General features: G+C 67.6%; 12 protein-coding genes and 1 pseudogene. 5 read left to right on the forward strand and 8 right to left on the reverse strand.

The annotated features are described in order from the left end of the window. Nucleotides 1-9: 9 nt before the first annotated feature. The 3 genes from Q0379_RS22260 to Q0379_RS22270 form a co-directional block, all read right to left on the reverse strand. A complete protein-coding gene (locus Q0379_RS22260) occupies nucleotides 10-1,980 on the reverse strand; it encodes a glycoside hydrolase family 3 N-terminal domain-containing protein (RefSeq protein ID WP_299016872.1) in 1,971 nt (656 codons plus the stop codon). Between the two features lie 76 nt (nucleotides 1,981-2,056). Beyond that, nucleotides 2,057-4,246 carry a TonB-dependent receptor gene (locus Q0379_RS22265; protein ID WP_299016874.1) on the reverse strand — a complete coding sequence of 730 codons (2,190 nt, stop codon included), beginning with the start codon at nucleotides 4,244-4,246 and terminating at the stop codon, nucleotides 2,057-2,059. Nucleotides 4,247-4,595: 349 nt separating this feature from the next. Further along, nucleotides 4,596-5,642, reverse strand: a complete 1,047-nt coding sequence (locus Q0379_RS22270) for a LacI family DNA-binding transcriptional regulator (RefSeq protein ID WP_299016876.1) — start codon at nucleotides 5,640-5,642, stop codon at nucleotides 4,596-4,598. 496 nt (nucleotides 5,643-6,138) lie between these two features. Here Q0379_RS22270 and Q0379_RS22275 point away from each other — a divergent pair, with 496 nt between their 5' ends. From Q0379_RS22275 to Q0379_RS22285, 3 genes are all read left to right on the forward strand, one after another. Then, on the forward strand, nucleotides 6,139-6,615 hold the full coding sequence (locus Q0379_RS22275) for a DUF3429 domain-containing protein (RefSeq protein WP_299016878.1): 477 nt from the start codon (nucleotides 6,139-6,141) through the stop codon (nucleotides 6,613-6,615). 1 nt (nucleotide 6,616) lies between these two features. Further along, complete coding sequence (locus Q0379_RS22280; protein WP_299016880.1) at nucleotides 6,617-7,357, forward strand: SDR family NAD(P)-dependent oxidoreductase; 741 nt, start codon at nucleotides 6,617-6,619, stop codon at nucleotides 7,355-7,357. 94 nt (nucleotides 7,358-7,451) lie between these two features. Beyond that, nucleotides 7,452-8,468 (forward strand): 2-hydroxyacid dehydrogenase, encoded by a 1,017-nt coding sequence (locus Q0379_RS22285; RefSeq protein WP_299016883.1) that lies wholly within the window; start codon nucleotides 7,452-7,454, stop codon nucleotides 8,466-8,468. A gap of 5 nt (nucleotides 8,469-8,473) precedes the next feature. Here Q0379_RS22285 and Q0379_RS22290 read toward each other — a convergent pair whose 3' ends face one another. Beyond that, the gene (locus Q0379_RS22290; RefSeq protein ID WP_099536211.1) at nucleotides 8,474-8,809 is read right to left on the reverse strand and encodes a hypothetical protein; all 336 of its coding nucleotides are present in this window, start codon (nucleotides 8,807-8,809) and stop codon (nucleotides 8,474-8,476) included. A gap of 195 nt (nucleotides 8,810-9,004) precedes the next feature. After that, nucleotides 9,005-9,733, reverse strand: a complete 729-nt coding sequence (locus tag Q0379_RS22295; RefSeq protein WP_299016889.1) for a glutathione S-transferase family protein — start codon at nucleotides 9,731-9,733, stop codon at nucleotides 9,005-9,007. 94 nt (nucleotides 9,734-9,827) lie between these two features. On the opposite strand from Q0379_RS22295, the gene Q0379_RS22300 reads away from it, so the two are divergent. Then, nucleotides 9,828-10,547: a YafY family protein gene (locus tag Q0379_RS22300; protein WP_299016892.1), complete on the forward strand. Its 720-nt coding sequence runs from the start codon at nucleotides 9,828-9,830 to the stop codon at nucleotides 10,545-10,547. 13 nt (nucleotides 10,548-10,560) lie between these two features. Continuing rightward, nucleotides 10,561-10,639, forward strand: a pseudogene (locus tag Q0379_RS22305) (hypothetical protein); the annotation flags it as partial. A gap of 90 nt (nucleotides 10,640-10,729) precedes the next feature. Here Q0379_RS22305 and Q0379_RS22310 read toward each other — a convergent pair. The 3 genes from Q0379_RS22310 to Q0379_RS22320 all read right to left on the reverse strand — a co-directional run bounded on the left by Q0379_RS22310 (nucleotide 10,730) and on the right by Q0379_RS22320 (nucleotide 13,880). Beyond that, nucleotides 10,730-11,713, reverse strand: a complete 984-nt coding sequence (locus Q0379_RS22310) for an alpha/beta hydrolase (protein WP_299016895.1) — start codon at nucleotides 11,711-11,713, stop codon at nucleotides 10,730-10,732. An 84-nt stretch (nucleotides 11,714-11,797) separates the two neighbouring features. Then, the gene (locus Q0379_RS22315) at nucleotides 11,798-12,604 is read right to left on the reverse strand and encodes an RNA methyltransferase (RefSeq protein WP_299016901.1); all 807 of its coding nucleotides are present in this window, start codon (nucleotides 12,602-12,604) and stop codon (nucleotides 11,798-11,800) included. A 19-nt stretch (nucleotides 12,605-12,623) separates the two neighbouring features. Next, on the reverse strand, nucleotides 12,624-13,880 hold the full coding sequence (locus Q0379_RS22320) for an MFS transporter (RefSeq protein WP_299016904.1): 1,257 nt from the start codon (nucleotides 13,878-13,880) through the stop codon (nucleotides 12,624-12,626). Nucleotides 13,881-14,050: the final 170 nt, after the last annotated feature.

Below are 14,050 nucleotides of genomic sequence, written 5' to 3' on the forward strand. Positions count from 1 at the left end.
CGGTCGTCCTCAGTAGGTCAGGCCGAAATGGATCGGATAGAGCGGAGCCTGGGAGTCGTGCGGCGCGTCCTCGGCCTGGGCCTCGACGGCGGCCATCGACGAAGGCAGCTCGAACGGCAGCCTGCCGCGCGGCGGCGCGGCGCCGGTCAGGGCGTCGAGGAAGGCCTCGTCGCTGGACCCGAAATCTCCGACCAGCGCGGCGACCTTGTCACGCACATTGGTCAGGATCGCCGGGCGGTCCAGGTAAACTGAAACGATCGTCGGGACCTTGGCCGAGGCGGCCTTGATCGCTTCGTATTCGGGCGCGCCGTCCTTGAACGACAGATCGCCCTCGTGCTGGAAGCTGCCGAACATGAAGTTCGGATGAAGAGTCTGGAACGGCGTCGCTGTCCGGATGATCGCCAGCTCGGCCTGGGTCAGATCCTCGACCGGCACTAGGCCATGGGCGCGGGCCGCGCCGGCGGACACGCCCTTGAGCCAGACCTTCTTGCCGGTCGGCTTCAACGGCAGCAGACCGTTCTTGTTTTCCAGCAGCGTCAGCGCCGCGCTCTGCGCCGCCCGGCCTTCGGCCACGAACGCCTTGGAGCCGACGATGGCCGTCGCCGCCTTGGCGTCGACATAAGGATTCTCGAACAGGCCCTGCTCGAACTTGATCGCCAGGATGCGTCGGGCGGCGTCGTCGACGCGGGCCGGCGGGATCTTGCCGGCCTTCACCGCGGCGACCAGCTCCGCCGTGTCCTCGACGCCGCCGAACTGATCGAGGCCCGCGTTCACGCCCTTGGCGTAGCGGTCGACCTTGGAAAGATCCTCGACGCCCCAGGCGGTCGAGAAGCCCGCGAAACTCGGCTTCTGGCCGGCGGGGAAGCCGCCGCGGCAGGTCTCGGGACAATCATTGGTGATCGCCCAGTCGGAGAGGACGATCCCCTTGAAGCCGTGCTTGGTCCGGAGCTGCTCGGTCAGCAGTTGCTTGGAGAATCCTGCGCCGACCTGTTCGAGCGGCCGCCCCTCCAGCATCAGGTCCTTGAGGATTGCGTAGGTCGGCATCACCCCCACGGCGCCGGCGGCGAAGGCCTGGTCGAACGGTTTCAGGTGCAGATCGAACTGGCCGGCCGGGAAGACAGCGTAGCGGCCATAGCTGTTGTGGCCGTCGAAGCCCTTGGCCGAGGCGCCGTAGCCGACCCAGTGCTTGACCACCGCCGAGACGCCGTTCGGCGCGAGGTTCGTTTCGCCGCCCTGGAAGCCCTGGACATAGGCCTTGACCATGCGGCCGACGAGATCCGGATCCTCGCCGAACGTGCCGCTGATCCGGGACCAGCGGGGCTCGGTGGCGAGGTCGGCCATCGGGGACAGGGCCTGATGGATGCCGACCGCGCGATATTCCTGACGGGCGATCTCACCGAAGCGGCGGACTAGCTTGACGTCGCCGATCGCCGCGAGGCCGGTCGCCTCTGGCCATTGAGAGAAGCCGCCCGCCGCGACGCTGGCGCCGTCGACGAATTGGAAGTGATGACGGGGATCGGTGCTGATGGTCACCGGCACGCCAAGGCGCCCCTGCTCGGCGATCGCCTGGACGGCGTTGTTCTGCTCGGCTAGCCACGCCGGATCGCCGGAGAGGCGGGTAATGAATGTGGTGACGTGCCGATCGAGGATCAGAGGCTTCAGCTTGGCGAGGTCATAGCCCTGCCCTCGCCCCGGAACCAAGCCGCCAACGGCCGGCAGGGTGCCGTGCATCATCTCGCCGGCCTTTTCCTCCAGCGTCATGCGCGCGACAAGGTCGGCGGCCCGCCGGTCCGGCGCCAGGCGCCAATCCTCGAAGGGCGAGAGCTTGCCGTCACGGTCCAGGTCTCGAAAGCGCAGCCCATCGACGGTGAGCACCTTGCCGTCGCGCACGCCAAGGAGCGGCTGGGTGGCGGCCAGGGCCGACGAGCCGGTCGCGACCAGGATCGCGGTCGAGATCAGAAGACGTTGAAGGGCGCGCACATTGAACTCCGGATACGAACCAAAGAAGGCGCCCTCGGCGCGCAGGAGACGCCGAGGGCGGTAAGTCGTCGGAAAGCTAGAAGTTGACCCCCAGACGCAGGCCGTAGGTGCGCGGCGGGGCGTAGAACTCCCCATTGCCGTTGGTCGCCAAGCCGGTCGTCGAGTTCGGGGACGAAGCGGTGCGCACGTCGTCGTTCTCGAGGTTGCGGACATAGCCCTGCAGATTCCAGCGATCGTCGGCGCTGGTGTAGGTCAGGCTGACGTCGCTCTTGGTGAAGCCGTCCTGCCTGTTCTGGGCGAAGCCGTGGTATTCGAGGTTCTTGCCGCTCTCGTAGTGGGTCTGGACTCGGCCCACGACCTTGGCGCCCGAGGCGATCTCCCAGGTGTGTTGGTAGCCGACGTTGACGCTCCAGGTCGGAGTGCGAGCCATGCGGCAGCCGGAGAAGTCGGTAGACCGCGGCGCGGCGGCGGCGAAGTTGGTCTTGAAGCAGCCCGTGCCGCCGGCGTTGGCGTTGTTGTTCGCGAACGCGTCGCCCAGCGGCAGCACGAAGTCGGTGTAGCGGGCATGTAGCCAGCCCAGGGTGGCGTCGATGCGGTCGTGCTCGGTGACGACGAGATTGCTCTCGAATTCAAAGCCGTACACGCGGGCCTTGTCGGCGTTGAGCGTGACCGACGCGTTCTGCCCGGCGATGGTCCCGACCGCCGTGACCTGGAAATCGCGATAGTCGTAGAGGAAGCCGGTGGCGTTCAACTGCAGGCGGTTGTCGAAGAAGCGGTTCTTTACGCCCGCTTCGTACGAGGTGATCTTCTCGGGGTCGTAGACGTTGTTCTCGACCCCGTCGTAGTAGCCGCCGGCCTTATAGCCCGTGGCCACGTTGGCGTAGACCATCGAGCTACTGGTCAGGTCGAAGTCAGCGCCGAGCTTCCAGTTGGTGGCGTCCCACTTGGCGTCGGCCAGGTTCTTGATCACGGTCGAGGTGATCGCCCCGGCCGAGTTGGTCAGGAAGGTGCCGCCGTCACGCGCCTTGCGGTCCTCGGTATAGCGCAGACCGCCAGTGATCCGGAGCCGATCCGTCACCTCATAGGTGCCCTGGCCGAAGGCGGCGATCGACTTGGCGGTGACTTCCGGCTGGATGAACGACAGGTACGAATTGGTCGCCAGGAAGACTCGGAAGTCGACGTTGTTGTCTTCCGTGAATCGGTACAGCCCGACGACCCACTTGAGCTTGCCGGTGTCGCCGCCCAGGCGCAGCTCGTGCGACCAGGTCGTGTCCTTGCCCTTGAAGTAGTTGGGCGCGCCGGTGCTGGCGTTCTCGCCGCTGCGGTCTAGGCGCGAGAAGTTGTAGCCGGTCAGGTAGGTCAACGTGGCGAAGCCCAGGTCCAGGTCGGCCTGGCTATGGGCGCCGAAGAACTTGTTGTTACGATAGAGGTTGGTGGCGCAGTTGCAGGTCCACGGATCACTGTTGGACAGGGCCGCGCCATAGCTCTTGTCGCCGCCGCCAGCGCCGCCCTGGTGCAGGTAGTCGGCCCCGACCCGCAGTGAGAAGGTGTCCCTGGGCTTCCATAGCAATTGCACGCGAGCCGACTTGTCGTCCTGGTCGTAGCGATCGTTGCCGCCGGTGCCGGGGCCCTTGTTCAGCGCTTTCACATAGCCGTCGTGGCGAGCGGTCTGGAACGCGGCGCGCACGGCGAGGGTGTCGCTGACCGGAAGGTTGACCATGCCCGAGGTGGTGATGGCGCCGTAGTTGCCAAAATCGACGGAGCCATTTCCCTCGTAGTCGAACTTGGGCTGCTTGGTGATGACGTTGATCGCGCCGGCCGTGGCGTTACGGCCATACAGCGTGCCCTGAGGGCCGCGCAGAACCTCGACCCGATCCACGTCGTAGAACAGCGCCCCGACCGAGGTGGAGCGGGCGATATAGATGCCGTCCATGTGGTAGGCCACGGCGGGGTCGCCGACTTCGGTGGTGTTGGTGCTGCCGATGCCGCGCAGGAAGACCACGGCCGCGCCCGAGCCGCTGGAGCTGATCTGCAGCGCCGGCACCTGGGCCGACAGATCGACGACCGTCTTGATGCCCTGCGATTCCAGCTTGTCGCCCGTGACCGCCGACACGGTGAGTGGGGTCTTCTGGAGGTTTTCACTGCGACGTTGAGCGGTCACGACCACTTCGTCGAGCTTCACGGCGCCGGCTTCCTGAGCCACCGCGTCAGGCGCGTGCAAGCTCACGGCCGCCACGGCGGCCGATGCGAACAGGAGACTACGCATCTCTTTCCCTTTGTCCTGCCTGGACTCGAAGCGCGCCGATGCGAACGCCGGACGCCACGATCCCCAGCGGCGCCATCGGCGCCTGTTTGCGTTTCCTTGGGCCCCTTGTTCCGAGACCTTTCCCGACACGGTCGCCGCCGCCGAGGCGGCTACGACAACGTTGTCTTAAACTAGACAGCATGATTACGACAACGTTGTCTATAGCTAGCATTATTGACACCGCTGTCGGAAATGTCGGCCGGCGGACGGAATTCGCCTCCGGCAAAGGTCCATGGCGAAGCTTTGTTCGTCGGCCTAACGCCAACGCCGAAAATTGATCGCGTCGGGCGCTATCCCGGGCCGATCCGGCCTAGGGCAGCGGCGGGGCGGCCGAGTCCCTCTGGATGAGGCTATAGCCCAACTGGCGCGCCGCGACTCGGGTGCGAAGCCGCTCGTCTCCGAACCCGTCGATCAGCATCTCGACGGCGGCCTCGGCCATTTCGGCGGTTGGCTGATGGACCGTGGTTAGGCGCGGCCAAGCCGCTTCGGCCGTTGGCGTGTCATCGAAGCCGACCACGGAGAGATCGCGCGGCACCGATAGCCCATGCTTGGCGGCGGCGGCTAAGGCGCCCACGGCCATCTCGTCGTTGGCTGCGAAGATCGCCGTCGGACGCTCGGCCAAGGCTAGCAGGCGCTCCGTCGCGTCGAAGCCGGACAGACTGAGAAACGAGCCCTTGGCGATCCACTCGGGCCGGGGCTCGACACCTCGGTCTCGCAGCGCCTCGATATAGCCTTGCCGCCGACGCGCCGCCGAGCCGTGATCGGCGGGACCATCGATAAAGGCGATCCGTCGATGGCCCATGTTCCACAGGCGCAGGGTCTGCTCTCGCGCCGCCTTGCGATCGTCCATGAAGACGTACGGCGAGCGCTCGAACTCGCGGTGCGGCGCAATGCGCACATAGGGCAGCCCCGCCGTCTCGACCGCCGCCAGAACCTCGGGATCATCGCAGGTCGGCGGGGTCAGCACGACGCCGTCGAACCGGGCGTCGCGCAAACCTTCGGCGAACCCTTGAACGCCCCCTACGGCCTCGGGTGGCAGCACCTGCTCGACCACCAGGTGGTAGCCCGCCCGCCGGCAGGCGCGCATGGCGCCCACCTGCACCTCGCCGACATAGTGATAGGCTCCGACGCGCATGAAGATCACGCCGATGAGATAGCTGCGGCGGCTGGACAGCGAGCGGGCCGAGACGTTAGGGCGATAACCCATCGTCGCGACAATCTCCAAGACTCGCGCCCGGGTCTCGTCCCCCACGCCCTCTTCCTGGTTGATGACGCGCGAGACCGTCTTGATGGACACGCCAGCGGCGCGGGCGATGTCGACGATCGTGATTTTCCCGGTTGGCGGATCGCGCTGCATACGGCGACACCTATCGAAATCGATAACTTGAAGCGAGGATTTCAAGGCCAGGATGTCGCGACTTGTCGATCGACAACAGAACTCCACCAAGTCCGCGACATCAATGTGCGCCGCTGTGGACCTACGGCCATTCGTCTAAGAGCGCTCGCGCGGCCCACGACCGTATGCATTGGACGCCAGGAAGGAGACGTTGCGAACGTCAGCGTGGGTCAGGATACCCCGGCCGTGCGATCCGGTGGGAAGGCGTCATAGCCATCGCCAAAAGCGGAGCCTTCGAAGCTCAGCGATGAGCCATTTCAACTAGATATACAATCTTTCACACCGCGGGGGTCGCAGGTTCAATCCCTGTCGCATCCACCATTCCTCTCCAAATTCATGGCTAAAGCCTCGAGCGCTTTGAGCGATCGATGCGGCGTGCGCGGTCATCCGATCGCGGCGACAATGCGTATCTCCCACCCGAGCGCCAGCCCGGCGCTCGTTCCAGGGAGCGGAAGCCATGTCGCATGCGCAAGAGATCGGCCAGGCGCGATCCCAGGCCAAGCTGATGACCTGGCTGGGCGGCCTGGGGCTGATTCCGTTCCTGGCGCCGCCGGTGCTGCGGATCGACTGGTTCGAGCCGGTCCTGTCCTGGAGCAGCATCCAGATCGTCTACGCCGCCGCCATCCTGTCGTTCCTGGGCGGCGTGCGCGCGGCGCAGGCGGTGTTCAGCGACGACTGCCGCCCGGACACCCTGATCCTGGCCATGGCGCCGCCTCTGGCCGGCTGGGCGCTCGCCGCCGTCGGCGTCATGGGGCAGAGCGAACCCAAGCTGGCGGCGGACGCCCTGCTTGGCATGGCCGCCGCCTTGGCCGCGCAAGGTGTCTGGGACGTGACCTCCAAGCCTCTCCCCGAGTGTTACCGGCAGCTTCGCCTGCCGCTGACGGCCATGGCCTGCGTCGGCCTGGTGATCGGCGCGGCCGTGGCGGGCGGCTGAAATGGCGTTTGACCACGAGTCCGACCACCGCCTCGCGATCGTGGTTGGCGCCGGCGGCGGCCTTGGGCGCGCCTTCGTCGAGGAACTGCGCGGCGAGCCGGGCTGGGCCAAGGTGGTCGGCGTCGGCCGCCGGCGGCCGGACGACTGGCCCGACGATCCGCGTCTGCCCTTCCTGGCCGCCGACCTGTTGGACGAGCAGGGTCTGGCCGACCTGACGATCGAGGTCTCCAGGCTCGGCGTCCCTGGATTGATCCTCATCGCCACGGGCCTGCTGCACGAGCCGGGCCTCACGCCCGAGAAATCCATGAAGGCGGTGACGGCCGCCAACCTCTCGCGGCTGTTCGAGGTCAACACCGTGCTGCCGACGTTGGTCTGCAAGCACCTGGCGCCGCTGCTGCCCCGCCACGAACGCGGCGTGATCGCGGCGCTATCGGCCCGCGTTGGCAGCGTCGGCGACAACCGCCTGGGCGGCTGGCACGCCTACCGCGCCAGCAAGGCGGCGCTGAATATGCTGATCCGCTGCCAGGCGATCGAGCTGTCGCGCGAACGGCCGCTGGCGATCTGCGCGGTCCTGCATCCCGGGACGGTGGATACGCCGCTCAGCGCGCCGTTCGCGCGAGCCAGCCGATCGATCGCCGCGCCGCGCGAGGCCGCCGCCAAGCTGCTCAAGGTCATCCACCAGCTGGAGGCCGCCGATAGCGGCGGCTTCTTCGACTACGACGGCGCGCCTATACCTTGGTGAGCGGGCCTTGGTGAGCTGACCCTCCGTAGCCGCCCGCGCTGCGCGCGCCCCGCGCGATCTGCTACCGCTGACTCAATCATTCAAGGAGCGCACGATGCGGGTCGCGATGTTCTCGGCCAAGGCCTACGACCGGCGGTTCTTCGACGCCGCCAACGGCGCCTTCGGTCACCGCATCGACTATTTCGAGGCCAGGCTCGACGCCTCCTCGGCCCCGCTGGCCGTCGGCTATCCGGCGGTCTGCGTTTTCGTCAACGACCGCCTCGACGCGGCGACGCTAGAGGCCCTGGCGACGGGCGGGACGCGGACCGTGGCGCTGCGGTGCGCCGGCTTCAACAATGTCGATCTGGCGGCCGCCCAGCGGCTGGGCGTCACCGTGGTGCGGGTGCCGGCCTATTCGCCGGAGGCGGTGGCGGAGTTCACCCTGGGCCTCCTGCTGGCGCTGGATCGCAACATCCCGCGCGCCTACGCCCGCGTCCGCGAAAACAACTTCGCCTTGGACGGCCTGATCGGCCGCAACCTGGCCGGACGGACGGCGGGCGTCGTCGGCACGGGCCGGATCGGGGCGCTGGTCGCGCGCATGCTGCGCCTGGGCTTCGGCTGCGAGGTGCTGGCCAGCGATGTCGTTCAGGATTCGGCGCTGGTCGCCGCCGGCGTCCGCTATGTCCCAGTCAAGACGCTGCTGCGCGAGGCCGAGCTGATCTCGCTGCACTGTCCGCTGACGCCCGAGACCCGTCACCTGATCGACGACGCCGCCATCGCGGCGGCCAAGCCTGGCGTGCTGATCATCAACACCAGCCGGGGCGCGTTGATCGACACCACCGCCCTGATCGCGGGCCTGAAGTCGCGGCAGGTGGGCGGCGTGGCGCTGGATGTCTACGAGCAGGAGGCGGATCTCTTCTTCGAGGACCTGTCGAACGAGATCATCCAGGACGATCTGTTCCAGCGCCTGCTGACCTTCCCGAACGTGCTGGTGACCGGCCACCAGGCCTTCCTCACCGAAGAGGCGCTGACCGCGATCGCCGAGACGACGTTGGGCAATCTGGCGGATGTCGAGGCCGGACGGCCGTCGGCGCACGCGGTGTCCGCGGACGCCGTCCGGCCGGCGCATTAGCCTCGTTAGCCGGCCTTGGCCTGCAGCGAAGCGCGCAGGCGGGCGGCGACGTCGCCCAGGGTGATGGCGTTGAGGGCGTCGTTGACCTCGAGGCGACCGGTGTGGTGGCTCTCGTGCAGCACGCGGCCCGTGAAGTCGGTGATGGCGGTGATGTGCTGGGCCAGCATGTCGACCATGTGCAGCTCGTGCATCACGGCCAAGCGATGCTCGGCCGGCACGACCTCGAGGATCTTGCCCAGCGCCACGTCCAGATGTCCGCACGCCACGGCCGCGATCGACATCTCCGTCGAGATCGCTTCCAGCACCGTCTCAACCTCTACCGGCGCCAAAGTTTCAGACATCCCATACCCCCTGTTTTGAAGGCCGCAAAACAGCACACGCCCGCCGCGAGGGGCAAGACCTGAGCATATGCGGCCAATGATCGCGCCAAAGCGAGGTCATTGGCCGTCAACAACGTCAGATCGAAACAAGATGCAACTGTTGATCGCAACCTGAAACGGGTTCACTTAGACTTAGGCTGGGGATGGCCGAGGTCCTCAGGCCGCCTGTCGCAGACCCCAGGGGTGGGCTGGATAGAACTGGCTCATCATGCGGCCGACATAGGCCACGAGGCGCGGATAGCTTTCGGCCTCGCGCCGCAGCGGCGAGTCGAAGAACGGCGTCAGAATCGCGGCCAGCATGGCGAAGGCGATGGCGTCCACGCCGACGGGGTAGCTGTCGCGCATCAGATAGGTCTTGTCCTCAAGCAGCTCGTCCAGCGACCGCAGCGACAGACTGCCCAGCCAGGCGATCTCCTCGCGAAGGTGACGCCCGACGCCGACGGCGCGGACGTTGGCGCTGACCGCCTCCAGGAGGCCCTGGCGAAGCCCCTCGCGCAGGTGCTCGGGCGCCTGGTCGAACCAGCGCGCCGGGCCCTTGGCGAAGTTGGCGGGCTCCAGGAAGCGGAAATAGCCAGAGACCCAGCCCAGCTGGTTCTCGATCATCCGCTCGATCGCCCAGGCCTGGGCGCGCTCCTTGCCGGTCAGACCGATGTCCAGATCGACATTGTACTTCTGCTCGATGTGGGCGCGGATGAAGGTGGAGTCGCCGATCGCCTGGGCGGCGTCCTCGATCCACGGCAACTGGCCCTTGGGCGCGGTCTCGCGGCTGCCGACCGTCTTGCGATAGTCGAGACCGGCCATCATCAGCTGGACCTCGGTCTTGGTCACATAGGGGCTGATCTCGGGCAGCCCGAACCCGGCTCCGGCGGCGAACAGCGTGATCATGGTCCCTCTCCGATCTCGAATGTCGTGATGACCACTTGCTACCGCCACCCTACTGCCAGCATGCTGTCAGTAGCGATCGCTGATATTCGAAGCCATGAGACGCGCTGAACGCCTTTTCCAGATCATCCAGATTCTGCGCCGCAGCCGCGCGCCGGTGACGGCCGACGCCATCGCCGCTGAGCTGGAAACCTCCAAGCGCAGCGTCTATCGCGACATCGCCGCCCTGGTCGGCCAGCGCGCGCCGATCCGCGGCGAGGCCGGAGTCGGCTATGTGCTGGAGGCCGGCTTCGACATGCCGCCGCTGATGCTGACGCCCGACGAGATCGAGGCGGCGGTGCTGGGGGCGCAATGGGTGGCCGGACGCGGCGACCCCGTCCTCGCCAAGGCGGCCAAGGACCTGATCAGCAAGATCGCCTCGGCGGTGCCCGATCGGCTGCGCCCCTACGTGCTGGAGCCGGCGGCGGCGGCCTCCCCCGCCTGGAAGCCCCAGACCGACCGCATCGACGTCGCCCAGGTCCGCGCCTGGATCCACGCCGGCCGCAAGATCCGCCTCGACTACAGCGACGAGGCCGGCGCGGTCAGCAACCGCGTCATCTGGCCGGTCACGGTCGGCTATCGCGAGACCATTCGCATGATCATCGCCTGGTGCGAGTTGCGCGAGGCGTTCCGCACCTTCCGCACCGACCGCGTGGTCGGCGCCGAGTTTCTGGACGAGCGCCACGGCAAGCGGCCGGCGGTGCTGCGGGCCGAGTGGGTCAAGTTCCGCGACGCCGAAATCGCCGCCTGGAACCTTCGACAGAAGGAAGCCTGCTGAGCGAACGCCTGGACTGCTTCATCGCCTCCTCTCGTGTCATCCCGGCCGGAGCGTAGCGGAGAGCCGGGACCCAGGGGCAACCGCACTGCCGCTAGCCCCTGGGTCCCGGATAGCCTCTGCGAGGCTTCCGGGATGACACGGATTTGGGGCTCGTTCTTAGAACTAGCCAGCTTGAAGTCGCCCTAGATCCCGTGTCGCTTGGCGAAGGCTTCGAACAGGTTCGGCCACGCCGAGACTGGTTGGTCAGGCTTGAACCTTAGCCCGAAACCGTGGCCGCCCTCCTCGAAGACGTGCAGCTCGCTCGGTATGGCCTTCGCCTTCAGCGCCGTGAACATGGTCAGGGAATTGGCGACCGGCACGGCCTTGTCGTCGGCGGCGTGCAGCAGGAACACCGGCGACAGCCCCTCGCGCACCTGCTTGTCGGGCGACAGCACCGCCTCGCGGTCGGGCGAGCCGTCGCGGGTCAGCAACTGCTTGCGCGAGCCGCCATGGGCGATCGACAGGTCCAGGCTGATGACCGGATAGATCAGGGCCGACAGGTTCGGCTTGGCCGGCAGTTGGTCGGCGGCGTCGACCGGATCGTAGGTCGGCGCGTCGAACCGCACCGTCAGATTGGCCGCCAGATGTCCGCCGGCCGAAAAGCCCATGATCGCCACGCGGTCCGCCGAAAAGCCCATGGCCGAAGCCTTCGAACGGACCAGGCGGATGGCCCGCTGAGCGTCCTGCAGCGGCGCGTCGCCGCCGGCCGCCCAGCCGTCGCCGGGCATGCGGTAGAACAGCACGAAGCAGGTGTAGCCGCTCTCGTTCAGCCGCCGGGCGGTCTCGTAGCCTTCCTTGTCCAGCACCACCCGCTCATAGCCGCCGCCCGGGATCAGCATCACCGCCGCGCCGTTCGGCTTCTTGGGGCGGAAGACCGCCAGGGTCGGCTTGCGCGTGTGCGTCAGGGCGCGGTCGCGGGGACCGCCGGCGGCGGTGCGATCGATGATCTGCTCCTCGACCGTCACGCCCTCCCCGCCCGGCGCGCCGTTCGGCCAGAGGGTGATGATCTCGGTGGGATCGGCCGGCGCCGACTTGGGGGACTGCGCGGCCGCCTCCGCCTTTCGCGCCGCCAGGGATCCCAGGACGCCAGTGACAAAGGCCGCAAGGGCGCCGCGACGGTTCAGCATGGGATCGAAGCCTTCTGACGGGATGTTGTGGGCGAGACCCTAAAGCCGCTCGCGTCGATTTGGAAACCGGTTTCCAATCTTCCCCTAGAGCGGCGCGAACCGCAGGTGGTGCAGCACGATCCCGCTGGTGGTGGCGACGTTCAGCGAGTCGAAGCCGTTGGCCATGGGGATCCCCACCGTCCGGGCGCGCGCCATCACTTCCGGCGAAAGGCCCGGCCCCTCGGCGCCCAGCAGGACGGCCGTCCGCGGCGCGGGCTTCAGGTGGGCCAGGATCTCGGAAGCCGACGGGCTGAGCGCCAGGGCCTCGAAGCCTGTCCGCGCCAGGAGGTCGGCGATGTCCTCGCCGCGCTCGAGCCGCGCGGTCGGGACCGACAGCGCCGCGCCGACCGAGACGCGGATCGCCTTGCGGTACAGCGGATCGCAGCAGTCGGCGTCGAGGATGATGGCGTCGGCGCCGAAGGCGGCGGCGTTGCGATAGATGCCGCCGATGTTGTCGTGATTGGCGATGCCGCACAGCACCAGCACCACCGCCCTTTCAGGCAGGCGCGCGAGCAGGTCCGCGGCGGGGACGGGCGCTGGCTTTCGCCCGACGGCCAGCACGCCGCGATGCAGGTGAAAGCCGGCGATGGCGTCGAGCACCGCTTGGTCGGCGAAATGGACCGGAGCATCCTCGGGCAACGCCGCGAAGACGTCTCCCAGCTTGTCCCGACGCTTGGGATCGATCAGCAGCGAGACCACGCGGTCGGGCGCGTCGCGGACAAAGGCGCGCAACACCGTCTCGCCCTCTGCGATGAACAGCCCCTCGCGCCCGACGAGGTCGCGCTCCTTGATTGCGCGGAACGGGGCGACGGCGGGATCGTCCGGATCGGTGACAACGCGAAACTGGGGCAAGACGGTCTCTAGGTAGGAGTTAGCGCACCCCTCGTATCGGCAGGATCGCCAGACCGCCAGCCAGGGCCAGCGCCGCGGCGGTCAGGAAGAAGACGTGGTAGTCCATCCGGCTGGGTCCCAGCGCCCAGACGGCCAGGCCCGGCGCCAGGGCCTGGGGCAAGGTGTTGGCCAGGTTGATGACGCCCAGGTCCTTGCCCGCGTCGCGCTGTGACGGCAGCACCTGGGTCACCAGGGCGATGTCGACCGCATAGAAGCACCCCGCGCCGCAGCCCAGAACGAAATAGGTCGCCAGCAGCAGCGGCCAGCTCGGCGACATCGAGAAGACGATCATGGTCGCGGTGATCGCCAAGGCCGCGCCGAAGGCGAACAACTTGCGCCGCCGCAGCCGGTCGGACAGCACCCCGCCCAGCATGGCGAAGGCGACATTCGAGACGGTGGAGACCGTCGTCAGGATCGCCAGCCCCTCCTCCGCCCGGCGCCCTGGGAACAGCCGCGGATAGTCCAGCACGTCCTGCAGGAAGTAGAGCATGTAGTTCTGGGTCAGGCAGAGGGCGACCAGCACCATGAACCGTCCCGCCCAGGCGAAGGCGAAGTCCGGATGCTTGCGCGGATTCACCCAGAGACCGGAGAGAAAGGCGCCCAGGTTAAACGGCGGCACGCTGCTCTTGGGCAGCGGCGGGTCGCGCAGGCTGATCACCAGCGGCAAAAGCCCGATCAGCAAGGCCGCCGAGATCGCCGCGTAGCGTTGGCCTTCGACCACCAGGACGCCGCCGATCAGCACCGCCCCGGCGGCCGTGCCGAGCGGATTGCCCAGGCTCTGGAACGCCGCCACCAGTCCCTTTTGCCCATCAGGCACACGGTCCGGCATCACCGCCACCAGCGCCGAGAAGCAGAGGTTGAAGGTCAGCTGGAACAGGATCATGCCGCCGACCAGGGCCGCGGGGGTGGTGGCGCGCATGATCGCCAGATAGGCAAGGGACGCGCCGATCGCGCCGACCACGATCCAAGGCCTACGCCGGCCGAAACGTGAGGTGGTCCGGTCGCTGATCGCCCCGGCCAACAGGTTGGCGATGCTGGCGACGATCGCGCCGTAGAAGGCGACCTGGCTCAGGACCACCGCCTTGCCCGCCGGGTCGATCGCCTCGGCCTTCAGCGGCAGCAGCACCTGGAGCAGCGGCTGGAACGACACGAACGCGCCGATCTGCGCCAGGGTGTAGGCGGCGATGAACCCCGCGCGCACCGGCTCCTTGGGCCGGGCCCGATCCTCTGGCCGCATATCATCTCCCCCCGAGCGCCCGATCGGCTTCGGCCGCCCAGATTCTTGAACCGGACCGGAAAGGTCCGCGCGGTCTGCGCCGCGTCTGATCGCACAGTGGCCGCGGCCGTCTTGCCGCACAAGGGCCACCATGCTGTCGTCCAGAGGTTTCCAACGGGCGCGCCATAGCT

This window comes from uncultured Caulobacter sp. (assembly GCF_937900395.1).
Taxonomy (GTDB): Bacteria; Pseudomonadota; Alphaproteobacteria; order Caulobacterales; family Caulobacteraceae; genus Caulobacter.

Excerpts from the sequence above, each read along its gene's own strand:
- Q0379_RS22295 (WP_299016889.1), bottom strand. The coding sequence starts at position 9,733 with ATGATCACGCTGTTCGCCGCCGGAGCCGGGTTCGGGCTGCCCGAGATC.
- Q0379_RS22265 (WP_299016874.1), bottom strand. The coding sequence starts at position 4,246 with ATGCGTAGTCTCCTGTTCGCATCGGCCGCCGTGGCGGCCGTGAGCTTG.
- Q0379_RS22320 (WP_299016904.1), bottom strand. The coding sequence starts at position 13,880 with ATGCGGCCAGAGGATCGGGCCCGGCCCAAGGAGCCGGTGCGCGCGGGG.
- Q0379_RS22310 (WP_299016895.1), bottom strand. The coding sequence starts at position 11,713 with ATGCTGAACCGTCGCGGCGCCCTTGCGGCCTTTGTCACTGGCGTCCTG.
- Q0379_RS22300 (WP_299016892.1), top strand. The coding sequence starts at position 9,828 with ATGAGACGCGCTGAACGCCTTTTCCAGATCATCCAGATTCTGCGCCGC.
- Q0379_RS22280 (WP_299016880.1), top strand. The coding sequence starts at position 6,617 with ATGGCGTTTGACCACGAGTCCGACCACCGCCTCGCGATCGTGGTTGGC.
- Q0379_RS22290 (WP_099536211.1), bottom strand. The coding sequence starts at position 8,809 with ATGTCTGAAACTTTGGCGCCGGTAGAGGTTGAGACGGTGCTGGAAGCG.
- Q0379_RS22270 (WP_299016876.1), bottom strand. The coding sequence starts at position 5,642 with ATGCAGCGCGATCCGCCAACCGGGAAAATCACGATCGTCGACATCGCC.
- Q0379_RS22275 (WP_299016878.1), top strand. The coding sequence starts at position 6,139 with ATGTCGCATGCGCAAGAGATCGGCCAGGCGCGATCCCAGGCCAAGCTG.
- Q0379_RS22285 (WP_299016883.1), top strand. The coding sequence starts at position 7,452 with ATGCGGGTCGCGATGTTCTCGGCCAAGGCCTACGACCGGCGGTTCTTC.